Below are 24,915 nucleotides of genomic sequence, written 5' to 3'. Positions count from 1 at the left end.
GGGCGCTCATGTCTCGGCGATTTCTTCCCCGGTTCCTGGTGCCTCGGCTGGTGCCTGGGGAAGCTCCATCACCAGGCAGGCGCCGCCCAGGCGCGCCGCCCCCTCGACCCATAGCCGCCCGCCCAGGTGAGCGACGATTCCGCGACTGATGGGCAGGCCGAGACCGCTGCCCCGGGGGCGACCGCGGGTTTCGCCGCTTTCCTGATGCGCGATCTGGTGGAACTTCTCGAACACCCGTTCGCGCTCATCCGGTGAGATGCCGGGGCCGTTGTCCTCGACGGCGAGGCGATAGTGGTCCTTGTGGCGATCTAGGCGCAGCAGCACCCGTGGGGCGTCATCGGCCGCGAACTTGCCGGCATTGTCGAGCAGATTGATGATCACCTGCTCGAGGCGGTCCGCATCACCGATGACAGGGGCGGTCTCCGGGCCGATCACCACCTCGAGGGTGACGCCGCGGTTCTCCTGAAGCCGCTGCACCGCATCGACGCTGTGGTGGACCAGAGTCACCAGGTCGAGGCGTTTCGGTTCCAGGGTCAGGCGCCCGCTCTCGAGCCTGGCCAGATCGAGGATCTCCTCGATCAGCCTCGATAGCCGCTGGCTTTCGCGCACCACCACGTCGAGAAAATGTCGGCGCTTCTCGTCGGGGAGGTCCTGATTGTCGCGCAGGATCTCGGCGAAGGCGCGTATCGAGGTGAGCGGCGTGCGCAACTCATGGCTGACCATGGCCACGAACTCATCCTTGAGTCGGTCGAGCTCACGCAACCGGTCGTTGGCCGCACGCAGCTCCTCGCTGGTGCGGGCCAGTTCGGTCGACTTCTGCTCGAGGCGGCGGTTGACCTCAAGTGTCTCGGAGGTCGTGTCGAGGATGCTGAGAATCGATGCCAGGTCGGGGGGCTCGCCGCGCACCACCGAGTCGGTGAGTACCCGCGCCGAGGCGCTGCCCAGCGAACCGGCCAGGGCCTGCTCGGCACGCACGGTGAGAGCCGCGGGCGCGGGCTGGCTGTCGTCGGTGGCCGCGCCGGGATGTTGGGCGAAGACCCGGGCGGTGGCGGCATCGCCCAGGTAGCGGCCCAGCAGTGCGCGCAATTCCCCACGGGTGGTCTGACCCTGCCATAGTGAGGCCTGCATCAGGCCGGGACGCAGGGCCTCGGTGAACAGCGCCGCCTGGGTCTGCTCCAGCGGCGACGGGCGGGTGAACAGCGAGACGCCCACCAGCAGGCCGACATTGGCACCCAGGCTCCACAGCAGCGAGTGGGTGTAGATGTCCCAGCCCTCGAGCCCGAACATCGCATAGGGCCTCAGCCACTCAAGGCCCCAGGGGCCATGCTCGAGGAAGCCGGGGTCCAGCCAGCCGGACTGCGCGAAGCCCGGGATCAGAAGGGTCCAGGCCCAGAGCAGGAAGCCGACGCTCATGCCCAGCGCCGCCCCCCGGCGGTTGGCGCCGCGCCAGTACATGCCGATCAGCAACGCCGGGGCGAACTGGCTCGCCGCGGCGAAGGAGACCAGGCCGATGGTCACCAGGCTGTAGGTCTCGCCGATCAGCGCATGGTAGAGGTAGCCGAGCAGCAGGATCAGCAGGATGGCCACCCGGCGTATGCCCAGCAGCCAGCCGGCGAATTCGCCTCTGGTGCTCAGGTGGAGCCGACGCGAGCGCAGCAGCAGCGGCATCACCAGCTGGTTGCTGACCATGGTCGACAGGGCAATGGTTTCGACGATCATCATGCCGGTGGCGGCCGAGAGCCCTCCGATGAAGACCAGCAGTGGCAGCCCCGCGAGGCCTGCGGAGAGCGGCAGGGTGAGCACGAAGCTGTCCGGGTCGCCGGCACCATCACCCAGCAGAAGCCCGGCCAGGGCGATCGGGATGACCAGAAGGTTGATCACCAGCAGGTAGAGCGGAAAGAGCCAGCTGGCGCGTCTGAGGTGGCGCTCGTCGACGTTCTCGACCACCAGGACCTGGAATTGCCTGGGCAGGGTGAGGAAGGCCAGGAAGGCCAGCACCAGCATGCCCACCCAGCCGAGGGCACCACCGGGCACCGCCTCCAGACTCAGCAGTCGGGTGAGCTCGGGCATCTCGCTGACCCGGGAGAAGAGGTCCGCGGGGCCGTTGAACAGCACGAAGACGGTGAAGATGCCCACCGAGAGGAAGGCCATCAGCTTGACCAGCGATTCGAAGGCGATGGCGGCCACCATGCCCTCGTGCCGCTCGCTGGCGTCCAGGTGGCGGGTGCCGAAGAGGATGATGAACACCGCCAGCACCAGGGCGACCCAGAACGACCCGTCGGTCCAGAATCGCTCGTCGGCCAGGTGCAGCTCGGCGGCCTGAGGGTAGTTGACCAGCACGGCGTGACTGACGGTGATCGCCTTGAGCTGCAGGGCAATGTAGGGGGTGATGCCGATCAGGGCGATCAGGGTCACCAGGGCGCCCAGGCTCGAGCTCTTGCCGTATCGGGCACTGATGAAGTCGGCGATGGAGGTGAGGCGCTGGGCGTTGGCGATGCGTACCATCTTGCGGATCACGAAGGGGGCCATCAGCATCGCCAGGGTCGGGCCCAGGTAGATCAGCAGAAAACTGGGGCCGAACTGCGCCGCACGACCGACGCTTCCGTAGAAGGTCCAGGCGGTGCAGTAGACGGCGATGGAGAGGGCGTAGACGGTGGGTGAGCCGATCAACGAACGTCCCTGTTCGGCGCGGCGATCTCCCCAGGCCGCGATGACGAAGAGCAGCGCCAGATAGCCGAAGGCCAGGAGCAGCACCACGAGGCCGCTTCGCATGTCGTGTCAGTCCTCTTCCCGGCGTTCCATCAGCCATGCCATCAGGCCGATCACCGTCCCCCAGGCGAGGAAGACATATATCACCAGCCAACCGTGTGCGGCCGGCGCCGCGTCAGCGATCAGCAGCAGGGGTGGGGAGAACAGCAGCGCCCCCAGCACGACCAGTGCCACCAGGCGCTCTCTCTGATGAGGTGCGTTCACGAGGCGTAGGCGTCCTCTTTGTCCAGGGCACTGGCCTGAAGGGCCAGGGCCTGTTCCAGGGTCTCGACCCCACGGGCCTCCAGCCGAGGCAGCAGCGACAGCCACAGCTCTGCGGTGACCCGTGCATCGCCCAGGGCGGTGTGGCGAGTACCCGGCGGGAAGCTCAGGTCATAGCGGTCGGCCAGGCTGTCCAGGTCGTGGCCATCGAGACTCTCGTCCAGTGCCCGCGACAGCAGCAGGGTGTCGAGGACCGGCATATTGAAGTCGATGCCCCCGCCGGGCGGCTGGATGGCCAGCAGGTCGAAGGCCGCGTTATGGGCCAGGATCACCGCCTCGCCGATGTAGTCGCGGAAGCGTGGCAGGGCCACGCCCAGCGGCGGGGCGCCGGCCACGTCATCATCGGTGATGCCGTGGATGGCGGTGCTGGCAGGGGGAATAGGCCGACCCGGGTCAACCCTCAGGTCGAAGGTGTCGCTGGCCAGCAGCCGCCTATTGACGATTCGGCAGGCTCCGATGCTGACCACGGTGTCACCGCGGCGCAGCTCCAGCCCGGTGGTCTCGGTATCGAAGGCCACGACTTCCAGGGTCCGCAGGGGGCGTGCCGCCAGCTCGGTATCCGGGGCCGGCATCTCGGCGATGCCGAAGTCGTGGAATTCCGGACGCGGCGGGGTGCGCGGGCGGGGGGCACCGACCCGGTCAGCCGCGGGAAGCGGCAGGCGCAGTCGGGCATGCTCGCCGTCGTCGTCGGCCAGGCTCCAGGTATCGCTGGTGTGCTGCCGGAGCACATCCCCGACCCGAGGTGAGAACGGCAGGGCGTCCAGTCGCTCGCCGCGCCACTCGTCCAGCAGCTGTTCGCCGAGAGGATGGCCCCGCCAGATCAGGTCCAGGTAGACCCGGCGGTTGCCCAGGCAGGCTTCGGCCTCGAGCTCGCTGTGCCCGGAGTGCGTGGCCAGCCGGGGGAGCAGCGAATCGAGCAATGCCAGCAGTGCCGAGGCGTCGCCCTGCAGCCAGGCGGGCATGCCGATGGGCGTGATGTGCAGCCCGTTCTTGCCGTGGCGTTCGCCGAGCGAGGACCAGAGGTCATTGGACCACAGCGGTACCAGTCGCTCACCCTGGCGGTGCATGTCCTCCATCACTCGGCCCATGTGCTCGAGCTGGCGGCCCAGCGCCTGGCCCTCCTCGTCGATCACGGCCTCCAGCCGCCGGCCGAGTGCGCTATCAGGCGTCTCCGCGCGGACGCCGACGAGGGCGTCCGCGGCACTGGTCAGGCTCGCGCTGTGGCGCCGCAGGGACGGCAGCATCTCTGCCAGCTCGGCGCGGGCTCCCATCTCGCTTGACCAGGCAGCGGTGGTGTCGGTCAGGGTCAGCAGGGTCTCGTTGTGACTGTGGGGAACACGGCGCAGCACCACGTGCAGCCAGCGCTCGTCGCAGGGCACCAGGATCTCACGGGGTGTCCCGTCCTCGGGTAGCTGACCCAGTGCGTCCTCGAGGCTCGCGATCGGAAGCAGGGCGCCGAGTCGCTTGCCGAGACCCAGGCCGGCATGGCCCTCGAAGAGCGTCTCGGCGGCCTGGTTGAAGAGCAGCAGTCGACGATGGTGGTCACAGAGCAGCAGCGGAGTGTCCAGGACCTGGAGCAGGGTCTCGAGTTCCTGACGGATGCGAGCCGCGCTGCGGGCGCCCTCTGCATGGGCGGTGGCCAGGCGGTCACGATCCTCCCGCCAGGCCTCTCGGACGCGCATCAGGTCGGGTCCGAGGCCCCTCAGCCAACCCTCGGGGGGGTAGTCCTGACGGGCATCTGGGTTGGCCACCAGTCGAGCCAGTTGCACCTGCAGGTGCCGCAGGGGAGTGAACAACTGGCGTTCGAGGATCAGGCCGACCAGGAAGATGGTACCGCCTCCCGAGAAGCAGCCCAGCCACAGCCACAGCCGAGCCATGCCCTCGAGTCCGGCGATGCTGTCCAGCCACAGGCCGAACACCGCGCCACCGAAGATACTGATGCCGCTGAGCAGCAGCCACAGTCCGATCAGTCGCTGGCGCCGGGGAAGGCGTGAGCCACGCTTCACCATCAGGACACCTCGGCGAGCAGCGTCTTGACCTTCTCTACCAGTGCCTGGGTCGAGAAGGGCTTGGTGATGTAGTCGTCGGCGCCCAGGGCGATTCCCTTCTCACGCTCCACCTCTCGTCCATGGGCGGTGAGCATGATGATCGGCAGCCGGGCATGGGCCGGGTCGGCGCGCAGGCGCTCGAGGACATCGAAGCCGCTGATGCCGGGCAGGCTGATGTCGAGCAGCAGCAGATCGGGAGCACCCTCGGCGATGCGCGCGAGGGCGCTCTCCCCATCACCGGCGGTGTCCACCTCGAAGCCGGCCTGCTGCATCAGGAACTCAAGGGACAGGACGATGTTGGGTTCATCGTCCACCACCAGCACCTTGGCCATGGTGCCCTCCTCATGTGTGTGATGTCTCTGCGTGTGCGGTCTTTCGTGCCTGCTTTCATGCAGTGTTTCCGATCATTCTAGTGGCCGGTCGGATACTGGCAAAGACGACCTTTGCAGGAGATGATCCCGCCAGCAGACTAGCTTGGCAGGGGCGTGCTAGGGTGCAGGGATTGCCCCTCGCTCCCGGGGAAGGCGCCTAGGAGATTGGCATGATCAAGGTTCATCATCTGGAGAATTCCCGTTCCCAACGGGTCCTGTGGCTACTCGAGGAGTTGGGAGTCGCCTACAAGGTCGTCACCTATCGGCGTGATCCTCGCACCAAGCTGGCCCCCGCCTCGCTGCGCGCGGTCCACCCGCTGGGCAAGTCACCGGTGATCACCGACGAGTCGCGCGGCGGTCGGGTGGTGGCGGAGTCCGGCGCGATCATCGATTACCTGATCGAGCGATTCGATACACAGGAGAGGCTGGTGCCTGAAGCGGGCAGTGAGGCCCGGGAGCGCTACCGATTCTGGCTTCACCATGCGGAAGGGTCGGCCATGCCGCCGCTGGTGATGCGGCTGGTCTTCGCGAGCCTTGGCAGGCCGCCGGTGCCGGCCCTGGCCAGGCCCATCGGGAGGCTCTTCGCGCGGGGCGTGGAGCAGCAGTTCCTGGCGCCACAGATCCGGCTACTGACCGACTACTGGGAAGCCGAGCTGGAGCACGCTCCCTGGTTCACCGGTGAGGCCTTCACCGCGGCGGACATTCAGATGAGCTTCCCGCTGCTGGCCCTCGAGGCCGGCCGAGGGCTGGTCGGGTATCCTATGCTGAGAGGCTTCCTTGAGGCCTGTCGCTTGCGTCCGGCCTATCGCAGGGCGGTGGAGGCAGGGGGAGAGTTCTCGTTGTCATGATCTTTTTTATAATTTAACGAAATTAAAAACTGTTTAATTATTTTAATACATCATATTGATGTCCCTCTGACATGTCCGGATAATGGTCAGCTTCCATACCCTAGTAAGGAGGTCGGAAACATGATCAAGTCCGTGTTCATGGGGCTGGGCCTGCTGGCAGGGGCCGCTCAGGCATCCGCCGCCGATGTCGATCCACTGGTCGAGGCCGGCTGGCTCGTCGAGCGCCTCGGCAGTGAGGACCTGGTGGTGCTGGATGTTCGCTCCGGGATCGACGACGGCGGCGATCGTTCCAGCTTCGATGCGTCGCATATTCCCGGCAGCGTCTACAGCAGCTATACCGACGCCGGCTGGCGCGAGGCTCGCGACGGCGTGGCGGGTCTGTTGCCGTCGCTGTCGAGCCTCGAACAGCTGATCGGCGGCCTCGGTATCGACAACGATGACACCATGGTCATCGTGCCCGCCGGCACCGGCGCCACCGATTTCGGCAGTGCCGCCCGGGTCTACTGGACCTTCAAGGTGCTGGGGCATGAGGAGGTGGCGATACTCGATGGCGGCTTCGCCGGCTGGCAGGCCCAGGGACACGAGGTGGCCAGTGGTGCGACCGTCCAACCCGAAGCGGCAGACTTCCAGGGTGAGCTGGACGAGACGCTGATCGCCACTACCGAGGAAGTGCAGGCCGCCCGGGAGAGTCAGGCGCAGCTGGTGGATGCCCGTCCGGCGGATTACTTCCGCGGCGAGAACCAGTCCCCCGCGGCTGCGGCCCCCGGCACCATTCCCGGCGCACGTAACCTGCCGTACCATCGCCTGCTGACACAGCGCCAGCAGGCCTGGTACCTGGATACCGCGGTGTTAGGTTCGCGTATCAACGAGGCCGAGCTGGATGGCGAAGCACCGACCGTGGCCTTCTGCAATACGGGTCACTGGGCGGCCACCGACTGGTTCGTGCTCAGCGAGATTGCCGGCTTCGACAACGTCAGCCTCTATGACGGCTCGATGGCCGAGTGGACACGGGACAAGAGTCTCCCGCTGGCATTTGCCGACCGGGTGCTCGACTAGCCGTCGTTTCGAGTCGGGTTTCAGCAGTGATTGTCGCCGCGGCCTTGCCGCGGCGGCTTGCGTTGTGATGTTCATCAGGCGCTGTTTTCGTTCAGTCCCGATGCCGATCGGTCTTCGGCCCGAGCGGCCCCAGCCATAGCCAGACCTGGAGGACCACCAGTACCGGCAGCAACCAGAGCGGCGCGCCGGTCACCCTGTTCAGCACCAGGTGGATGAAGAAGTCCGTGATGCCGGCGGCCAGGCCCACGATCGGGAAGCGCAGCGGTCGCTCTCGTCCAGGCAGCCGTGTCAGGCGGAACAACAAGCCGACGAACGCGCCGAAGGCGGCCGACAGGCTCAGGGGAAGCAGCAGGTCCAGCATGTCGAGTCTCTTGCCGAGGGTGAAAGGCAGGTCGTGTCCGCCTGAATGGGGCCCCGTCGGGGTCAGTCGCCACGACGCAGCAGGTGGTCTCGAAGGGCCAGTTCGGCACGTCCCAGCCACTCGTGCAGGGCGCGGGTGCTCTGGTGCAGGTGGTAGGCGCGGGGCAGCCAGTCGTCGATGCCGCCTTGCGGCGGACTGGCAAACTCGGTGGGGGCGGCCGTCACGCTCAGGCCGGCGCGCTCGAACTCTGCCACCGCCCGGGGCAGGTGCCAGGCCTGGGAGACCAGTGCGACGTGATCGATGCCGTCCGCGCCCAGCATCTCGGCGGTATAGCGAGCATTTTCCGCGGTATCGCTGCTGCGTCCCTCCATCCAGCGTACCGGCACCTTGAACACCTCGCGCAGCGCCGCGGCCATCAGGCTCGCCTCGGCGCTGTGCTCGTCATGACCCCGGCCGCCGCTGACCAGGATCGGCAGCCGGGTCTGACGGTGCAGGTGGGCGCCATAGGCCAGCCGTCGCCAGCTGGCATTGGCCGGGGCGTCACCCCAGCCGAACTCCGGGGCGTCATAGTCGCGACCACCCCCCAGGATGACGATGGCCTGGGCCTCCCGTAGCTGGCTCGCACCGACCAGCGCGGGCGGTTCGAGTCCCTGGCGCAAGGCGTGGCTGGCCACCGGTGTGGCAAGGACCAGCAGCCCGCCCAGGCCGAGCAATACCAGCAGGCCGCCCACCAGCCGCATCCGCGACCACAGCATGATGCCCAGCAGCGCCAGCAGCACATTGGCCAGAGGAGGGAGCAGCATGATCTTGAATATCGCCATGGCGGTTGGGGCCTCTTATCGTCCCGCATTCACGATGCAGGTCACATTAGCAGAGCGCCCGGTGTGGCGCATGAACTGCCGGCTCGACCTACAGGTCGACCTTGTCCTTGAACTCGCAGAGGTCCTCGATGACGCAACTGCCGCAGCGAGGCCTGCGTGCCAGGCAGGTGTAGCGCCCGTGCAGGATCAGCCAGTGGTGAGCATCCTTCAGGAACTCCCTGGGCACATGACGAAGCAACTTCCTCTCCACCTCGACCACGTCCTTTCCCCTGCCGATTCCGGTGCGGTTCGCCACACGGAAGATGTGGGTGTCCACGGCGATGGTGGGCTCACCGAAGGCGGTATTGAGGACCACGTTGGCCGTCTTGCGGCCCACCCCCGGCAGCGCCTCCAGGGCCTGTCGGGTACGGGGGACCTTGCCACCATGCTGCTCGACCAGGATCCGGCAGGTCTTCATCAGGTTCTCGGCCTTGGTGTTGTAGAGGCCGATGGTCCGGATGTGCTCCTTGAGGCCGTCGATCCCCAGGTCGAGGATGGCCTGGGGGGTGTTGGCCACCGGGAAGAGGCGGGCCGTCGCCTTGTTGACGCCCACATCGGTGGCCTGGGCCGAGAGCAGCACGGCGGTGAGCAGTTCGAAGGGAGTGCTCCAGACGAGTTCGGTGGTCGGTTCGGGATTGTGGTCGCGAAGCCGCGTGAAGATCTCGTGGCGTTTGTGGGCGTTCATGTTCGGCTCATCGGGAGGAGGCCTGGTGGAGTGAGGCGTCTTGGAGGGCCGCTCGAGCGTCGTCGAGGAGTCGACGGGCGGTTTCGACCTGCTGACCTGCCGCTTCGATGGCAGCCGCCGCTCCCTGGCGTTCGGCGTGGGCCATCTGCTGGCGAGCCCGGCGCAGCGCCTGCTCCGCCGCCTTGACGGCCATCTGGCGTTGGCGATGCTGACCGGCGCCGGCCGAGGTGCTCGAGTCCGATCGCTGGCGCTGCCGAATCAGCCGCTTCTGGCGCTCCATGCGCTTCTCCCGGGCCTCCCGGGCCAGGCGTCGCTGTCGGGCGCGATGGCGACGGCGACCCAGCGTGGCGCGGCGTGCCAGGTAGGCATCGCGCTCTTCGTCGGTGTCGGCGGCCTGCCAGGATGGGTGGGGCAGCAGGTCGATGCAGTCCACGGGGCAGGGGGCCACGCAGAGCTCGCAGCCGGTGCATTCCTCGGCGATGACCGTGTGCATCCGCTTCGAGGCCCCCAGGATGGCATCCACCGGGCAGGCCTGGATGCACTTGGTGCAGCCGATGCACTCTGCCTCGCGGATCGAGGCCACCAGCGGCGACTGTGCGGGCTCGGCCAGGGGCAGCGGCTCGCGACCGGTCAACTCGGCCAGTCGGGCCACCGTCTGTTCACCGCCGGGGGGGCAGCGGTTGATGGCCTCGCCGGCGGCGATGGCATCTGCATAGGGGCGGCAGCCGGGTTGGCCACACTTGCCGCACTGGGTCTGGGGCAATTCGGCATCGATCGCCTCGATCAGCGCGACTCCAGGCTTTGTTCTATCGGTCTCCGTCACCACGGCGGCTCAGCGAACCCGCTGGCCGGGCTCGGCGCCGGAATCGGGACCGAGCAGGTAGATGCCCTCGTCGTCGCCGGCGGCGAGGACCATGCCCTCGGAAACGCCGAAGCGCATCTTGCGCGGAGCCAGGTTGGCCACCATCACGGTTAGGCGACCCTCGAGCGCCTCGGGCGCATAGGCAGCGCGGATGCCGGCGAAGACGGTGCGTGTCTCGCCACCGAGATCCAGCGTCAGCTTGAGCAGCTTGTCGGCCTTCTCGACATACTCGGCACTGGCGATGCGGGCGATGCGCAGGTCCACCCTGGCGAAGTCGTCGAAGGCGATCTCGTCGGCAATGGGGTCCTCGGCCAGGGGGCCCTTGGCGGCCTCCTTCAGTTTCTGTTCTTCCACCAGATCCTCCTTCGAGGCCTCCATCATGGCCTCGATCTTGTCCCGCTCCACGCGGGTCATCAGCGGCTTGAACTTGGCGATCTCGTGGTCTGCCAGCAGGGTGTGGCGGCTGTGCCAGTCGAGACCCTCGAGCCTGAGGAAGTCGCAGGCCTGGTCGGCCATGGCCGGCACCACCGGCGCCAGGTAGACCATCAGCTGGCGGAACAGGTTGATCCCAACGGAGCAGATCTCGAGCACCTCCTGCTCGCGGCCGGCCTGCTTGGCCAGCACCCAGGGCTCCTTCTCGGCGATGTAGGTGTTGGCCTCGTCGGCCAGTTCCATGATGCGGCGCATGGCGCGGCCGAATTCGCGTGCCTCGAAGTCCTCGGCGATCTCGTCGCCGGCGGCGATGAAGCGGGCCACCATCTCGGGCTCGCTGCAGTGGGCGGCGAGTTGCCCGCCACCGAGCTTCTTTACGAAGCCGGCGCATCGGCTGGCGATGTTGACCACCTTGCCGACCAGGTCACTGTTTACTCGCGCCGCGAAGTCCTCCAGGTTGAGGTCCAGGTCATCGACTCCGGAAGTCAGCTTGGCGGCAAAGTAGTAGCGCAGGTACTCGGGATTCAGGTGGTCGGCGTAGGTGGCCGCCTTGATGAAGGTGCCGCGGGACTTGGACATCTTGGCGCCGTTCACCGTCACGAAGCCGTGGCAGTTCACGGCCGTGGGGGTGCGGAAGTCGGCCCCGTGCAGCATGGCCGGCCAGAACAGCGCGTGGAAGTAGACGATGTCCTTGCCGATGAAGTGGTAGACCTCAGCGTCGGAGTCGGGGACCCAATAGGCGTCGAAGTCCAGCCCTTGGCGCTCGCAGAGGTTCTTGAAGCTCGCCAGGTAGCCGATCGGCGCGTCGAGCCAGACGTAGAAGTACTTGCCTGGTGCATCGGGGATCTCGAAACCGAAGTAGGGGGCGTCGCGGGAGATGTCCCACTCGTTGAACCCCGACTCGAACCACTCCATCAGCTTGTTGCGAATCTGCGGCTGGACGTGGTCATCGTCGATCCAGGCCTTCATGAAGTCGGCGAAGTCCGGCAGCTTGAAGAAGTAGTGGGTGGAGCTTCTCACCTCGGGGGTGGCGCCGGAGATCGCCGAGACCGGGTCGATCAGCTCCGCCGGGGTGTAGGTGGCCCCGCATGCCTCGCAGTTGTCGCCGTACTGGTCCTCGGTCTTGCACTTCGGGCAGGTGCCCTTGATGAAGCGATCGGCCAGGAAGAGCCCCTTCGCCGGGTCGAACATCTGCTCGATGTCGCGGGTGGCGATGTGCCCCTTGTCTCGCAGCCGGGTATAGATCAGTTCGCTGAAGTGGCGGTTTTCCTCGGAGTGGGTCGAGTGGTAGTTGTCGAAGGCCACCCCGAAGCGGGAGAAGTCGGTCTGGTGGTCGCGAGAGACCCGCTCGATGAGCGCCTCGGAGGTGATGCCCTCCTGCTCCGCGCGAAGCATGATGGCAGTGCCGTGAGCGTCGTCGGCGCACACGTAGTGACATTCATGGCCGCGACTCTTCTGGAAGCGCACCCAGATGTCGGTCTGGATGTACTCCAGCAGGTGGCCCAGGTGGATGGCGCCGTTGGCATAGGGCAGGGCGCTGGTGACCAGGATCTTGCGCGGGGCGGTATTCGACATGGTGGATCAGAGGTTCCCGTAAGCGTGGTACATGGCGGCCGACTCGACGCCGGGGCGAAGTCGAGGCCGCCATACGAAATGTCCGTGAAACAAGGTCACGATTGTAGCATCTTCGTCTTCCACTGCACCCGCCCGGTGACGAGGGCTCGGCGGACCTCGGGTCGCCTGCCTGGGGTGTCGCCCCCCCTGTCGGCCGGACTCGCCTCTGGAGGAAAATGCCAGGGAAGAGGAGAATGCCAGGGTGTCGAGACACTGCCCCCGGCAGATGCTGACCAGCGAGACGTTTGAAATACTTTTCAGTAATACCTTCAGTAATACCTTCAGCAATACCTTTCAGGAATATATTCAGGGAATGCAATTCCTTGCTGTCGTGTCGATCGTTACCCGCCATGAGGCGGCCGAGCTGGGGTAGAGGGATGGCGAAGATGCACATCAGGCCAGGCCACTGGAAGAACGCACTGCTGGCAGGGGTATTGCTGGCGGGGCTGGTGGCCCTGGGCGTCTGGCTCTACCGGTCGGGCTTCATCGAAGTCGGTCGCCTGGAGGAGCTGAGTCGGACCCTGGGGCCCTGGGGTCCGCCGGTGCTGGCGGGGGTAATGGCGCTCACCGTGGTGGTCGGCCCCATTCCCACCATGGTGGTCAGCGTGGCGGCGGGGATGCTCTATGAGCCCTTCCTGGCTTTCATGATCAGCATGATCGGGGCCCTGGTGGGGGCCGGATTGAGTTTCTGGATCGCCCGATGGGTGGGGATGCCGGTCATCGAACGACTCTTCCATGGGCACGTCGCGCTGTTCCCCGAGTGTCCACAGGACATCCTCTTCGGCATGGTGCTGCTGGCGAGGTTGATTCCCGTCGTATCCTTCGCGTTGATCAGCTATGCGGCGGGTCTCACGGCGCTCACCACTGCCCGCTTCCTGATAGCGAGTGCCCTGGGCATGTCGCCCATGACGCTGATATACGTGCTGGCCGGGAAGGGCATCGCCATCGACAGCGGTTGGGCGATAGCGACAGGTCTGGTGGTCATCTGCCTGCTGGTCGCGCTGCCGAGGATGGTCGATGCCGGCTGGATACCCTTGCCGAAGCGCTGGCGGACGTTCGTCGATCACCTTCGGCACCCTCACTAGCCCGGCGTCGCCGTGCGGCGATAGACCCCGAAGTGTGCCAGTCCGCGGTCGGCCAGGTGCAATGCCTGCATGCGGCTCATCACGCCCTGGTCACAGTAGAGCAGGTACTCGCGGTCGTCGGGCAGCGTCTGGGCCTGGTCCTGGAGCTCGTAGAAGGGGATCTCCAGGCAGGGCACGTCGTCCAGTTCGAGGGGCACCGCCTCGCACTCGTCCGGCGGGCGGATGTCGATGACGCTGACCGCCGGCATTTCGGCGAGGATCGCCGGGGAGTCGACGACGGTCACTTCACCGGGCGCTCGATGCTCCTCCATCAGGCGATTGGCGCGAGTCACGGTGGCGGCCTCGACGGCGGCATCCAGTACCGTGAAATCGAAGTCGGCCTCGGCGGCCAGCACCAGGTCGGTGGGGGCACTGGTATGGGGACGACGCGAGATGACGCCACAGTACTCCGGCATCTGCTCGGCAAACCGTGCGGTATCGATGCGGCGCGCCGTGTCGATGATCTCCTGCTTGTCCTCGGTGACCAGCGGGCGCAGGATCGGCCGTTCGCTGGCGGCATCGATCACTGCCAGATTGGTGAGGGTCTGGCTGGAGACCTGGGCGATGGCATCCCCGGTGACCAGCATCGGGATGCCCGACCGGGCCGCGATACGGCTGGCCACCCGCACCATCATGCGCTTGAGGATCACCCCCATCAGGCCGTCGGGAATGCTGCGCAGGATCTCTCCGACCACGGGCTCGAAGGGCACCGAGGTGAAGTCGACGTTATGCGAGGCGCTGTAGCGTTGCCAGAGATGGTGGGTGACCTCCTTCACCCCCGTCTCATGGGCCGGTCCGCCCAGGTTGAAGAACAGGAAGTGGGTCTTGATGCCGCGGCGAAGCATGCGCCAGGCGGCGACCGGGGAATCGAAGCCTCCCGAGACCAGTGCCAACGCCTCGCCCTGTACCCCCAGTGGATAGCCGCCGAGGCCCGGGCTACGCGAGCGGATCAGCTGCAGCCGATGCCGGGTCAGTTCCATTGATACCACGACCTCGGGATGCTTCAGGTCCACCGTGGCCGAGGGTTCGGCCGCCAGCAGGGCGCTGCCGAGGTGGCGCTCCAGGTCCATGGAGGAAAAGGCATGGTCGCCGCGGCGCTTGGCGCGGACCCGAAAACGGCGTCCGGCGATCGCCGCCTTCCAGTGGGGCACGATCCAGTCGGCGGCCTGTGCCAGTGAGGTGCAGTGAACCTCCTCGGTGGCCAGCACCTCATGGATGCCGGGGATCCGCGTCAGAGCCTCTTCCAGTTCGCGCTCCCTTTCGGGAGCAAGCGTCTCCGGGAGGCGGACGCGCAAGGCATCCCAGCCCACCTTGACCCGCACGCCCTCATCCAGCTGTCGCAGGGTGTTGCGCACATTGCTGGCCAGGCAGCGGGTCATGTGCTGGCGGACGGAACGGGACTTGATGGTGATCTCGGGATGAAGCTTGAGCAGATAGGTCATTCGCAGGGAGCAGCAGTCACGATGTGACGCCATTCTATCAAGCGCAGGTTCGGCTCGCACGGTCCCGGGCCGGAGAGGGCTCGACAACCAGGCCCGGCTGAGGGCTGTGGGTACAAGGGCCGGGCCTGGTCAAGAGGATCGAGTCGTGGCGGTGGCCTCAGTAGAGCGCCTGTTCCTCTCGGGCGACTTCCTTGAGCAGCTCCAGGAAGAGCCGGTCGGCCTCGGAGTGTTCCTCGGGATCCTCGGGGATGTGCACGCTGGTCGTGTCGGAGATCTCGTTGGCGATCCGGGCCATCACATCGCCCTGACCCGGCTCACTGAGCTGGCGTCTGGTGATCTCCAGTGACTGCTCGAGGATCTTCGGATCCTGCAGGAGTTTCTTGATGAAGCCCCGCAGCTCGTTGATCACGCGGGTCTTCTGGATTTCCGATGAGGCCATGCCGTTCTCCTTGGGGTAACCATGCCGTTTCGGGGATCGAGAAGACGATACCACGTTTGCCGGCGAGCGTGCCGCGTGACGGCTCGCACCGTCGGCTCGCAAACCGTGACCTGTATCAAGCCTTTTTGGTCATTCCCCGGCATCTGTCAATCTTCACAGTGAAAAAATCCCGCTATTAGATTACTCTGCATTACAAACAGACACATCATGCAAAGCCATGAGGCGTCTGTTGACTTCTGCCGTTTCTGGGCTGGTTCAACGGAGTATTTCGGGGACGCGACATCAGCCCTTGAAAGAGCAAAGCGCCATTTACCCGCATGGGGCGAGGCGCCTTGTTACGACACGAAGAAGAGTCACGACAGGAAGAAGACCTCATCGCCTGGCAGCGCCGTCCGTACTGCGGGCATGTCGCCACCCCCACGCAAGGGAAAACTCATGAAACTCAACGCCGATCCCGTGAACATCGCCCACGTCCGCCGTCTCGCCGGCACCGTTGCCATGGGCGCCTCCCTGACGCTGCTGCCGCTCGTCGCGGCGGTGGCCCAGTCGCTGCCGCCGGGCCTGTCGTCGCCCGGGAGCACAGATCTGCGCCAGGTCGTCCAGCGGGCGATCTCGACCAATCCCGAGGTCAGGGCCGCATGGAACGGCCTCCGAGCGGCCGGAAATGATACCGGCGTGGCCTGGGGCAACTACCTGCCCAGCGTCGATGTTTCCGCCGGCATCGGCCTCGAAGATCGCGAACTCGACGCGCGAGGCAGCTACGACACCAGCTATGCCGAACTGACCATCACCCAGATGCTCTGGGACGGCCTCGCCACCAGCAGCGAGGTCGAGCGTCTCGACCGTGCCGAGCTGGTGAGATACTACGAGTTGCTGGGTGCTAGCGAAGAGGTGGCTCTTGGAGCAACCCGCGCCTATCTGGACGTTCAGCGCTATCGGGAACTGGTGGGCCTGGCCCAGGAGAACTATCGCCAGCACCTGCGAGTGTTCAACCAGATCGAGGAGCGGGTGGCGTCGGGAGCGGGGCGACGCGTCGATCTGGAACAGATCAGTGGCCGCCTGGCGCTGGCCGAATCGAACCTGATGACCGAGGCCTCCAACCTCCATGATGTGACGGCCCGTTATGAGCGTATCGTCGGCAACCTCCCGGCCGACGACCTGGCTCCGCCTCCGCAGATGGATGAGCGCTTGCCTGCAGATGTCAGCCAGGCACTCGAACTGGCCTTCCAGGGCAATCCCGAGTTCCATGCTGCCATCGAGAACATCGAGGCCACCCGCGCCGAGCAGCGCGGGACTCGCTCGGGCTTCCAGCCGCGGCTCGATCTTCGCGGTAGCACCGGCACCTACGAGAACAGTGACGGCAGCTATGACGTGGTCGCCGACGGCGATTATCGGGATCGCCACAGCATCGAGCTGGTGGCCAGCATGAACCTCTATCGCGGTGGCAGCGACCTGGCCTCCTTCCGTGCCGCCAGCGACCGGGTCGAACAGGCCATCGACCTGCGCAACAAGGCCTGCGTCGACGTGCGCCAGACCACCCAGATCGCCTTCAACGATACCCAGCGCCTGCGCGAGCAGTTGCAGTATCTCAACGACCATCGCCAGACCATCGACCGGGTCCGGGGTGCCTATCAGCAGCAGTTCGATATCGGTGAGCGGACCCTGCTCGATGTGCTGGATAGCGAGAACGAGTACTTCGAGGCCAGCAGGGCCTACGCCAATGCGCAGTATGATGTGTCCCTGGCCGATGCCCGCACCCTGGCTGCCATGGGCCAGCTGATGCAGGCGCTGGAAGTGCGGCGCGAAGACGTGCCGACCCTGGCCGAACTCGGCAGCGACGGGGTGGAGATCAACCCCGAGGTGACCTGCCCGGCCCAGGGGCCCCTGGGCTTCACCCTGGCCGACTTCACCGGTGGCATCGAGGCCCCGACCCGAGCACCGGATGTCACCCTTTCCGCCGATGCCCTGTTCGAGATCAACAGCGCCGAACTCAGCAGCAATGCCCGTGGTGAGCTCGACGACCTGGCCTCCAAGATCCGTGGCATGAACAACATCACGCGAGTGTTCATCGCCGGGCATGCCGATATCACCGGCAATGACGCCATCAATGATCCGCTCTCCCAGGCGCGCGCCGACAGCGTGGCGGGCTACCTGGTGAGCAGGGGTGTCGACCGGGGCCTGATCGAGACTCGCGGCTATGGTTCACGTCAGCCGGTGGCCAGCAATGCCACGGTGGAAGGACGCCGCCAGAATCGTCGTGTCGAGGTGACACTGGAGCGTGTCGGTGAGAACCTCGATCTGACCGGGTACGACTTCGATGGAAATGACGCCACCCCTGCGCTGGTCAGCAACATGGATGCGGACTGGACCGCCGCACCGGTAGGCCTCTACAGCGAGGTGGACGCCCGTGTCGCCGAGCCGGTGGCACTGGAGCGTCGGGAGGGGAGCTTCCTGCAGGTGGCTGCCCTGGCCAGCGAGGAGCGTGCCAGCGGCCTGGGTGAGCGCCTGGGCAGCGTGCTTGATCTTCCCGTGAGGCTTGACTCCACCGGGAATTTCCATCGTGTCCAACTGGGTCCGATCGACGACCCCGACATGATGCAGCCACTACGTCAGCAGCTGGCGGCCATGGGATACAACGGAAGCTATGTGGTGAGTGGCTGAGTGGCTGAGTGGTGATTGGCTGACCATGATGATGGTCTCCGGCAGGCGCGCCTGCCGGTATTTTTCGCCCCGCCGTGACCACGGCGGGGCGTATCGATTGTAGAGGTGGTTGTGTCGCAGAAAGAAGATATTGACTCGGGACCGGGGCCCTCCCGGTCGGCTGTGCATGACGAGTTGCTCGAATGCCTGCAGGCCATCGCTCTGGTTCATGACCGCGCGGTCACTGCCGAGTCGCTGACCGCTGGCCTGCCCCTTGAGGAAGGTCGCTTGACCCCCGGTGTCTTTGCCCGCGCTGCGTCCCGCGCAGGGCTCACCGCCAGAATCATCCAGAGTCGACTGGTTCAGCTCAATCCTGCCCTATTCCCCGCTGTGCTGCTGCTCGAGTCTGGACGTGCCTGCGTGCTGTTGGCCCTCGATCTCAAGGCGCGCCGCGCCAGGGTGATCTTTCCCGAACTGGGCGAGGCCGAGACCGAAGTAGACCTGGATGGACTGCAGGCGAGCTACAGTGGCCAGGCCATCTACGTGCGTCCGCGCTTCCAATTTGATGCTCGCGGACCCCAGGTCAACCGCCAGCGATCGCGCCACTGGTTCTGGGGTGTGATCCGCGAGAACCGCAAGCTATACCGCGACGTCATCGCCGGCTCGGTGGTCATCAACCTCTTCGCGGTGGCGATGCCCCTGTTCGTGCTCAATGTCTACGACCGGGTGGTGCCGAACCATGCCACCGAGACGCTCTGGGTGCTGGCGGCCGGCATCTTCATCGTGCTGTGCTTCGACCTGGCCCTGCGGCTAATGCGCAACGCCTTCGTCGACCTGGCCGCCAGTCGTGCCGACGTCAAGCTGTCGTCGTCGATCATGGCCCGGGCACTGGGGCTGCGCATGGAGGCTCGTCCGGCCTCCACCGGGTCCTTCGCGGCCACCCTGCAGTCCTTCGAGTCGGTGCGGGCCTTCATCGGTTCGGCCACGGTGGTGGCGCTGGTCGACCTGCCCTTCGTTCTGATGTTCGCGGGAATCATTGCGTTGATCGGCCCTCCGCTGGTGATCCCGGTGCTGGTGGGCATCGTCTTCGTGCTGCTCTATGCCATGGCGGCCCAGGGCAAGCTCCACGAGCTTTCCGAGACCACCTGGAGGGTGGGGGCCCAGCGCAACGCCACCCTGGTCGAATCCCTCTCCAACCTGGAGACGGTCAAGACATTGCGGGCCGAGAGCCGCATCCAGGGGAGCTGGGAGAAGGCCTCTGCCTTCCTGTCACGCACTTCCGCACAGCTGCGCCTGGTCAGCTCTTCGGTCTCCAGCGTCGCCCTCTGGGCTCAGCACAGCGTGGCGGTGTGCGTGATCATCATCGGGGTCTACCAGATCATCGAGGGCAACCTGACCCAGGGGGGGCTGATTGCCGCCTACCTGCTGTCATCTCGGGCCATGGCCCCGATCAGCCAGGCGGCGGCGCTGCTGGCGCAGTACCACCAGTCCTCCACGGCGTTGCAGTCGCTCAATGCGGTGATGGAGCGCCCGGTGGAGCGTCCCGATGGCAAGACCTTCATCGACCGCCCGGTGGTGCGCGGCGAGATCCATTTCGACAAGGTGTCGTTACGCTACCCCGATACGGAACGCGATGTTCTTGCCAGCGTCACGATCAAGGTCGAGCCGGGCGAGAAGGTGGCGTTTCTGGGGCGCGTGGGGTGTGGCAAGACCTCCCTCAACAAGCTGCTGCTGGGGCTCTACCAGCCCACGGCCGGCTCGGTGATGATCGACAACGTTGACATCCGCCAGTTCGATCCCTTGCAGCTTCGTCGCCATATCGGCTACGTGCCCCAGGACGTCAGCCTGTTCTTCGGTTCGCTGCGCGACAACATCATCGCCGGTGGTGGCAGCGACGGGGTAGATGACGAGGCGCTGTTGCGGGCCATCAAGCTGAGTGGCCTCGATAGCCTGGTCAATGCACACCCCGAGGGCGTCGACCTGCCGGTGGGGGAACATGGGCACATGCTCTCCGGTGGCCAGCGACAGGCCGTGGCCATCGCCCGAGCCCTGGTCCACGACCCGAACATCCTGCTGCTCGACGAGCCTACCAGCGCCATGGACCATGCCAGCGAGGAGGCCTTCAAGGCCAATCTCAAGGCCTACGGTCAGGGCAAGACCATGATCATCGTCTCCCACCGGACCTCGTTGCTGTCGCTGGTCGATCGCATCATCGTCATCGATGCCGGCAAGGTGGTGGCCGATGGGCCGCGAGACAAGGTGGTGGAGGCCCTGCGCAAGGGCCAGATCGGGAGGGCCAACTGATGGCCAACTCCCGCAAGACCGCCGAACAGCAGGGCTTCGAGGCCATCGGTCGCTTCTCCGAGGCAGGTGGCCGGCCGTTTCGCCCCTTCATCGACCGACTCTTCGCCCGCCGGGTCAGTTCGGCCCACCTGAACCGCGACTGGGCGAGCGACGCCGACTGGGCACGCCTGCAGCAGGATCCGATTCGGGCTCGGGCCTTTCTCTATGTGGTGCTGCTGGCCGTGGCGGCCTTGATCACCTGGTCCTACTTCGCCTCCATCGACGAGGTGACCCGCGGCACGGGGCGGGTGATCCCCTCCAGTCAGCTACAGCGGGTGCAATCCTACGACGGTGGGGTGGTTCAGGATATCCTGGTTCGCGAGGGGCAGCAGGTCGAGGCTGGTGAGCTGCTGATGCGTATCGACCCCACGCGGTTCCTGGCCAATTTCCGCGAGAACAGGGCCACGGCACAGTCCCTGCAGGCGCGTGCGGAGCGATTGAGGGCCCTGGCCACCGGCTCTCCGTTCACCCCCTCGGATCAGCTGGTCGAGCAGGCTCCGGCTATCGTGGCCCAGGAGCGCGAGCTCTTCGATAACAGTCTCGAGAAGCTGTCCGAGAGGCAGAGCATTCTGCAGGAGCGGCTTTCCCAGCGTCGCGCCGAGCTCGATGAGGCCCAGTCGCGGCGAGACACCGCGGCCCGGGAGCTGGGCATGGCCAGTCAGGAACTCAACCTCACCCGGCCACTGCTGCAATCCGGCGCCGTATCCGAGGTCGATGTGTTGCGGCTGCGGCGAGACGTCTCCCGTGCCAGCGGCGAGCGAACCCAGGCTGCCGCTCAGGTGGAGCGGCTGCAGTCGGCCATTGAGGAAGCCCAGTCGCAACTTCGCGAAGTGGAGCTGGAAGCCCGCAACGAGTGGCGCACCGAACTCTCGCGGACCCTTGGCGAGCTGGCGGCGCTCGATGAGTCCAGCTCCGGGCTCGAAGACCGGGTCCGCCTGTCGGAGATCCGTTCGCCGGTGGATGGCGTGGTTCAGCGTCTGGCCATGAACACCCTCGGTGGGGTGGTCCAGCCCGGCCAGGAGGTGGTCGACATCGTGCCCACTGACGATGCCCTGCTGGTGGAGGCGCGCATCGCGCCCCAGGACATCGCCTTCCTGCGCCCCGGCCAGCCGGCGACCATCAAGCTGACCGCCTACGACTTCGCCATTTATGGCGGGCTGGAGGCCGAGCTCGACCTTATCAGTGCCGATACCATTACCGATGACGAGGGCAATACCTTTTATCTGGTCCGGGTTCGTACACTGGAAGATACCCGGCTGCAGCGCGAAATGGACGTGATTCCTGGCATGACGGCCCAGGTGGACATCATGACCGGCAAGCGCACCGTGATGCAGTACCTTCTCAAGCCTGTGCTGCGGGCCTGGGAAAATTCCATGGGAGAACGATGATGGCTGAGCTTTTTGTCTGTCAGGGAAGTGACGAGCTCCCTCGCTGGCGTGAGGCCTTTCCCCAGGCGATAAGGGTGCCGCCGTCCCAGGCGCGAGCACAGGTAATGCATGGGGATCGAGTCTGGGTGATGAGCAACCTCGAAGGCTGGACCTCGCTGGTCACTACCCTCAGCCAGCGGGGTGCCATCCTGAGGGTGCTCAGCTATACACCCAACTCGGCGGAAGCCTTCCAGGCCCTTGATGCCGGGGCACGGGGCTATGCCCATGCCCTTTCACCTGCGCCCCTGCTGCAGCAGGTTGAACTTGTCACCGCCAATCAGGGCATCTGGGTCCCGGCCGAGTTGTTGGCCCAGGTGGTCGGCGGCGCCTTCAAGGCGCTCGGGGGGGAATCGCGTCTCCAGGAAGATGCGCTGGCCCTGCTGACCGAGCGGGAGCGAGCGGTCGCCCTGGCGGTGGCGGAAGGCCAGACCAACAAGGAAGTGGCGCGTCGCCTGGATATCACCGAACGTACCGTCAAGGCCCACCTCGGCGCGATATTTCGCAAGCTCGGAGTCCGTGATCGCCTGCAGATGATCCTCAGGATTTCCCGCCAGGACGCGCGAGTGACTGATCCAGGTCAATGATCCTCTCGGATTGTCCATCAGGCCAATGTTTTTGCCCTCGTTTACCTCCATTATCAAGTAAAGAACTGGCAAGTAAGGAACTGGGGTCATGAATATGTCGTGACTCGCCTTGATAGGGAGGACTCGCCATGAACACAGCGACACTGCTTATGCTCCTTGGGCGTGCCTGGGCACGGGGTGATGACGGCCAGCTCCGCGAGCTGCGCGTGGGCGATACCCTTCAGCCGGGCGAGACCCTGGTCACCGAGGAAGGTGCCAGAGTCATCCTCAGCTTCCCGGGGCAAGGCGATCCGATTCTCGTCGATGGCGGTCAGGAAGTGGCTATTGACGAGACCCTGGCCACGGGGCTGGTCAACACCGATATCGAGAACAGTGGGCCTTTGCAGGCATTACTGGCGGCCCTGCAGGATCCCGCCGTTGACCTGCTGGATGTGCTGGATGCGGCGGCGGCCGGGCTTGGTGGCGACGGTGGCGCCGCTGGAGATGAAGGCGGCCATGGATTCGTGCGCCTGCCCCGCATCGTCGAGAATGTCTCTCCGCTCAGTTTCGATTATGAGCTCGCCGAAGACGATGAACTCGACCTTCCCACCGGTGCAGCCCCGAGTGAGGGCGCGGATCCGGCAACGCCGGTTATTGGTGCCGTTGATCCCGACGACCCCGTTGGTCCCGACGACCCGGATGACCCGGATGACCCGGATGACCCGGATGACCCGGATGACCCGGATGACCCGGATGACCCGGATGACCCGGACGATCCCGATGGGCCTGTCATCCTCGCGGCCACCGGCCATACCGTGGGCAACAGCAACCAGGGCACCATGGCCAATGCCATCAGCCTCAAGGCAGCGCCTCACCAGAGTGCCTTCGTCGTCATGTCCGATGATGGCATGTATTCCATCGACCATCAGGGCAACGATGATCCCGACGCCATCGAGTCCAATGAGGCCATCCTGTTCGAGTTGGCTCAGGCGGTGCAGACCCTTTCCGTCGAGGTGACCGGACCGTTCTCCGGCGCGAGCTATCATCTCTATGATGCCGATGGCGATCGTATTCTGGAGGGCGACCTGGAGGACCTGACATTCCAGGACGGGCTCGTGGTCATCGAGCACGATGAGCCGTTTTCCTACATTGCCTTCCTGGGCGGATCCAGTGGTCCGGGTAACAGCGGTGACGAAAGCGCCTTCGCCGTCAGGCCGGTGTCACTGGATGTCCTCCCGGAGGTGACCACCAGCAGTCTCGAAGAACCCGATGCCGAGACCCTCAGCTGGAGCCTGGCCGACGGCAGGGCACCTGTACCGGACTACGATGAATCGGTCACCAGCTATCGGCTGGGCGAGGGGGATTCCCTGGATCTGCGTGACATGCTCAGCCAGTGGGATGGGCAGAGCGATACGCTGGATGCCTATCTCCAGGCGGCGCCTGCCGACGATGGGGCTACCCTCCTGCACATCAGTACCGATGGTCAGTTCAGTGATGGGGGGCTCGATCTCGCCAATCAGTGGGTTCTGCTCGAAGGCATCGGCTATCACGAGAGTATCCTCCAGCAGCTTCTCGATGACGAAATGCTCGAGATCGAGTGATGTGTGCCTGATGATGGAGGAACAGCGCCCGGCCCTGCCGGGCGCTGTTCGTTTGATCTTCGTTCGTCATGACGAGCAGATCAGAACGGCGATTCATGTGGATGCCGATCAGATATGTCCATCGGTCCAATACCCGTCGGACACGATCCTGCGTAATGTCGCTGTCATAAACCGTAATCGGTTGTGTTCTTTCGTATGGCAATGAGCCATTGAGGCGACGCTACCGACCATGATCATCACGTTGGGAGCCACATCATGCCTATTGCAACAGTCATCGCCATCATCGGTCAGGCCTGGGCGCGCGACGCCGATGGTAACCTGCGCGAACTCAGCGTCGGTGACATCCTTCAGGAAGGCGAGACCCTGGTCACCGCCGATAACGCCCGTGTCGAGCTCGACTTCGGCGACAACACCGGCCCCACCGTGATCAGTGGTGCCCAGCAGATCGTGATGGCGCCGGAGCTCGCCGCCGGCCAGGAGGTCGCCGCGGAGGATGCTAGCGTTCAGGACGCGGGCCTCGAAGCCCTGCTCACGGCCATCGACCAGGGATCGGGTGATCTGCTTGAAGGCCTCGATGCCACCGCAGCCGGTGGCGACGCTGGCGCCGGCGGGCCGGGCGACGGCCATGACTTCGTGCGCCTGGTCCGCATCGTCGAGAACCTCGACCCGCTCACCTTCCAATTCGGCCAGACCTCTCTCGACGAGCCGACGTTCATTGAGGGGCAAACCGAGGAAGTGCCTGTCGAGGAAGAGCCTGTCGACGGCCAGCCAAGCATCGACATCAACATCAGTAGTCAGCCCATTGTCTTGATTACCGGGGATGTCGATACCATTGAGGGCGCCGGAAGCGATTCAACCAGCTTCACGGTCGGCTTCCAGGTCGACAGTTCCGATTATGGTTCCGATGGCGCGGGCAGCATCACCTGGCAATACAGCCTCGGCCTGGTCAGCGGCGGACCGAACGGGGTCGATTCCGGCCTGACCAGTGGTGATGACACCATCTACCTGCATGACATCGATGGCACCATCGTTGGTTCCACCGAGCAAACTACCGCCATCGTCAATGACGGCAATACTGTCTTTACCATTGACGTCGATGCCGGTGGCGTCGTGACGCTGACGCAGCTTCAGCCGATCGATCACGACCTGTCCACTTCCGGTGACTTTGC

20 protein-coding genes are annotated in these 24,915 nt (G+C 65.4%); 9 read left to right on the top strand and 11 right to left on the bottom strand.

All coding sequences use genetic code 11. The features are described 5' to 3' along the window. Positions 1-6: 6 nt before the first annotated feature. The 4 genes from ABE960_RS11275 to ABE960_RS11260 are packed head-to-tail and all read right to left on the bottom strand — an operon-like array spanning position 7 to position 5,410. Complete coding sequence (locus ABE960_RS11275; protein WP_349762380.1) at positions 7-2,772, bottom strand: ATP-binding protein; 2,766 nt, start codon at positions 2,770-2,772, stop codon at positions 7-9. Positions 2,773-2,778: 6 nt separating this feature from the next. After that, positions 2,779-2,973 carry a hypothetical protein gene (locus ABE960_RS11270; protein ID WP_349762379.1) on the bottom strand — a complete coding sequence of 65 codons (195 nt, stop codon included), beginning with the start codon at positions 2,971-2,973 and terminating at the stop codon, positions 2,779-2,781. After that, a complete protein-coding gene (locus ABE960_RS11265; RefSeq protein WP_349762378.1) occupies positions 2,970-5,039 on the bottom strand; it encodes a 3'-5' exonuclease in 2,070 nt (689 codons plus the stop codon). Before ABE960_RS11265 ends, ABE960_RS11270 begins: the two co-directional genes overlap by 4 nt. Further along, complete coding sequence (locus tag ABE960_RS11260; RefSeq protein WP_349762377.1) at positions 5,039-5,410, bottom strand: response regulator transcription factor; 372 nt, start codon at positions 5,408-5,410, stop codon at positions 5,039-5,041. Before ABE960_RS11260 ends, ABE960_RS11265 begins: the two co-directional genes overlap by 1 nt. 209 nt (positions 5,411-5,619) lie before the next feature. On the opposite strand from ABE960_RS11260, the gene ABE960_RS11255 reads away from it, so the two are divergent. Then, entirely contained in the window at positions 5,620-6,297 is a 678-nt protein-coding gene (locus ABE960_RS11255; RefSeq protein WP_349762376.1) for a glutathione S-transferase family protein, read from the top strand. Between the two features lie 120 nt (positions 6,298-6,417). Further along, positions 6,418-7,353, top strand: a complete 936-nt coding sequence (locus ABE960_RS11250) for a sulfurtransferase (RefSeq protein WP_349762375.1) — start codon at positions 6,418-6,420, stop codon at positions 7,351-7,353. Between the two features lie 91 nt (positions 7,354-7,444). Here the strand turns inward: ABE960_RS11250 and ABE960_RS11245 are convergent, their stop codons facing one another. The 5 genes from ABE960_RS11245 to metG all read right to left on the bottom strand — a co-directional run bounded on the left by ABE960_RS11245 (position 7,445) and on the right by metG (position 12,128). Then, on the bottom strand, positions 7,445-7,714 hold the full coding sequence (locus tag ABE960_RS11245) for a hypothetical protein (protein WP_349762374.1): 270 nt from the start codon (positions 7,712-7,714) through the stop codon (positions 7,445-7,447). A gap of 62 nt (positions 7,715-7,776) precedes the next feature. Then, a complete protein-coding gene (locus ABE960_RS11240; RefSeq protein ID WP_349762373.1) occupies positions 7,777-8,535 on the bottom strand; it encodes a YdcF family protein in 759 nt (252 codons plus the stop codon). Between the two features lie 88 nt (positions 8,536-8,623). Further along, entirely contained in the window at positions 8,624-9,259 is a 636-nt protein-coding gene (nth, locus tag ABE960_RS11235; RefSeq protein WP_349762372.1) for an endonuclease III, read from the bottom strand. A 7-nt stretch (positions 9,260-9,266) separates the two neighbouring features. After that, the gene (locus ABE960_RS11230; RefSeq protein ID WP_349762371.1) at positions 9,267-10,082 is read right to left on the bottom strand and encodes an RnfABCDGE type electron transport complex subunit B; all 816 of its coding nucleotides are present in this window, start codon (positions 10,080-10,082) and stop codon (positions 9,267-9,269) included. Between the two features lie 9 nt (positions 10,083-10,091). Beyond that, positions 10,092-12,128 (bottom strand): methionine--tRNA ligase, encoded by a 2,037-nt coding sequence (metG, locus tag ABE960_RS11225; protein ID WP_349762370.1) that lies wholly within the window; start codon positions 12,126-12,128, stop codon positions 10,092-10,094. A gap of 425 nt (positions 12,129-12,553) precedes the next feature. On the opposite strand from metG, the gene ABE960_RS11220 reads away from it, so the two are divergent. Then, the gene (locus tag ABE960_RS11220) at positions 12,554-13,252 is read left to right on the top strand and encodes a TVP38/TMEM64 family protein (protein ID WP_349762369.1); all 699 of its coding nucleotides are present in this window, start codon (positions 12,554-12,556) and stop codon (positions 13,250-13,252) included. Here ABE960_RS11220 and thiI read toward each other — a convergent pair. Together thiI and ABE960_RS11210 are read right to left on the bottom strand one after the other, a co-directional pair. Next, a complete protein-coding gene (gene thiI / locus ABE960_RS11215; protein ID WP_349762368.1) occupies positions 13,249-14,733 on the bottom strand; it encodes a tRNA uracil 4-sulfurtransferase ThiI in 1,485 nt (494 codons plus the stop codon). The two genes, ABE960_RS11220 and thiI, sit on opposite strands and share 4 nt — an antisense overlap. A 157-nt stretch (positions 14,734-14,890) precedes the next feature. Beyond that, positions 14,891-15,172 (bottom strand): hypothetical protein, encoded by a 282-nt coding sequence (locus ABE960_RS11210; protein WP_349762367.1) that lies wholly within the window; start codon positions 15,170-15,172, stop codon positions 14,891-14,893. A gap of 435 nt (positions 15,173-15,607) precedes the next feature. Here ABE960_RS11210 and ABE960_RS11205 point away from each other — a divergent pair, with 435 nt between their 5' ends. The 6 genes from ABE960_RS11205 to ABE960_RS11180 form a co-directional block, all read left to right on the top strand. Continuing rightward, positions 15,608-17,833, top strand: coding sequence for a TolC family outer membrane protein (locus tag ABE960_RS11205; protein ID WP_349762366.1), 2,226 nt, complete (start codon positions 15,608-15,610; stop codon positions 17,831-17,833). A gap of 111 nt (positions 17,834-17,944) precedes the next feature. Next, on the top strand, positions 17,945-20,116 hold the full coding sequence (locus ABE960_RS11200; RefSeq protein ID WP_349762365.1) for a type I secretion system permease/ATPase: 2,172 nt from the start codon (positions 17,945-17,947) through the stop codon (positions 20,114-20,116). Next, on the top strand, positions 20,116-21,543 hold the full coding sequence (locus ABE960_RS11195) for an HlyD family type I secretion periplasmic adaptor subunit (RefSeq protein WP_349762364.1): 1,428 nt from the start codon (positions 20,116-20,118) through the stop codon (positions 21,541-21,543). The genes ABE960_RS11200 and ABE960_RS11195 overlap by 1 nt, the downstream gene beginning before the upstream one ends. Positions 21,544-21,671: 128 nt before the next feature. After that, on the top strand, positions 21,672-22,166 hold the full coding sequence (locus ABE960_RS11190; protein ID WP_349762363.1) for a response regulator transcription factor: 495 nt from the start codon (positions 21,672-21,674) through the stop codon (positions 22,164-22,166). Between the two features lie 128 nt (positions 22,167-22,294). Further along, the gene (locus tag ABE960_RS11185) at positions 22,295-23,746 is read left to right on the top strand and encodes a retention module-containing protein (RefSeq protein WP_349762362.1); all 1,452 of its coding nucleotides are present in this window, start codon (positions 22,295-22,297) and stop codon (positions 23,744-23,746) included. 255 nt (positions 23,747-24,001) lie between these two features. Beyond that, positions 24,002-24,915, top strand: a 914-nt coding sequence (locus ABE960_RS11180; RefSeq protein ID WP_349762361.1) for a retention module-containing protein, incomplete at its 3' end; no start/stop codon positions are given.

It is taken from the genome of Halomonas aquatica (assembly GCF_040196335.1).
Lineage (GTDB): Bacteria > Pseudomonadota > Gammaproteobacteria > Pseudomonadales > Halomonadaceae > Halomonas > Halomonas aquatica.
Note: the sequence above shows the minus strand (reverse complement) of the source record. Positions and strands in the feature narration are given on the sequence as shown.

Bases quoted from the DNA above. Each gene is read 5' to 3' on its own strand.
- nth (WP_349762372.1), bottom strand. From the start codon at position 9,259: ATGAACGCCCACAAACGCCACGAGATCTTCACGCGGCTTCGCGACCAC.
- ABE960_RS11195 (WP_349762364.1), top strand. From the start codon at position 20,116: ATGGCCAACTCCCGCAAGACCGCCGAACAGCAGGGCTTCGAGGCCATC.
- ABE960_RS11260 (WP_349762377.1), bottom strand. From the start codon at position 5,410: ATGGCCAAGGTGCTGGTGGTGGACGATGAACCCAACATCGTCCTGTCC.
- ABE960_RS11275 (WP_349762380.1), bottom strand. From the start codon at position 2,772: ATGCGAAGCGGCCTCGTGGTGCTGCTCCTGGCCTTCGGCTATCTGGCG.
- ABE960_RS11255 (WP_349762376.1), top strand. From the start codon at position 5,620: ATGATCAAGGTTCATCATCTGGAGAATTCCCGTTCCCAACGGGTCCTG.
- ABE960_RS11185 (WP_349762362.1), top strand. From the start codon at position 22,295: ATGAACACAGCGACACTGCTTATGCTCCTTGGGCGTGCCTGGGCACGG.
- ABE960_RS11205 (WP_349762366.1), top strand. From the start codon at position 15,608: ATGAAACTCAACGCCGATCCCGTGAACATCGCCCACGTCCGCCGTCTC.
- ABE960_RS11190 (WP_349762363.1), top strand. From the start codon at position 21,672: ATGAGCAACCTCGAAGGCTGGACCTCGCTGGTCACTACCCTCAGCCAG.
- ABE960_RS11265 (WP_349762378.1), bottom strand. From the start codon at position 5,039: ATGGTGAAGCGTGGCTCACGCCTTCCCCGGCGCCAGCGACTGATCGGA.
- ABE960_RS11220 (WP_349762369.1), top strand. From the start codon at position 12,554: ATGCACATCAGGCCAGGCCACTGGAAGAACGCACTGCTGGCAGGGGTA.
- ABE960_RS11240 (WP_349762373.1), bottom strand. From the start codon at position 8,535: ATGGCGATATTCAAGATCATGCTGCTCCCTCCTCTGGCCAATGTGCTG.
- metG (WP_349762370.1), bottom strand. From the start codon at position 12,128: ATGTCGAATACCGCCCCGCGCAAGATCCTGGTCACCAGCGCCCTGCCC.
- ABE960_RS11210 (WP_349762367.1), bottom strand. From the start codon at position 15,172: ATGGCCTCATCGGAAATCCAGAAGACCCGCGTGATCAACGAGCTGCGG.
- ABE960_RS11245 (WP_349762374.1), bottom strand. From the start codon at position 7,714: ATGCTGGACCTGCTGCTTCCCCTGAGCCTGTCGGCCGCCTTCGGCGCG.
- ABE960_RS11250 (WP_349762375.1), top strand. From the start codon at position 6,418: ATGATCAAGTCCGTGTTCATGGGGCTGGGCCTGCTGGCAGGGGCCGCT.
- thiI (WP_349762368.1), bottom strand. From the start codon at position 14,733: ATGACCTATCTGCTCAAGCTTCATCCCGAGATCACCATCAAGTCCCGT.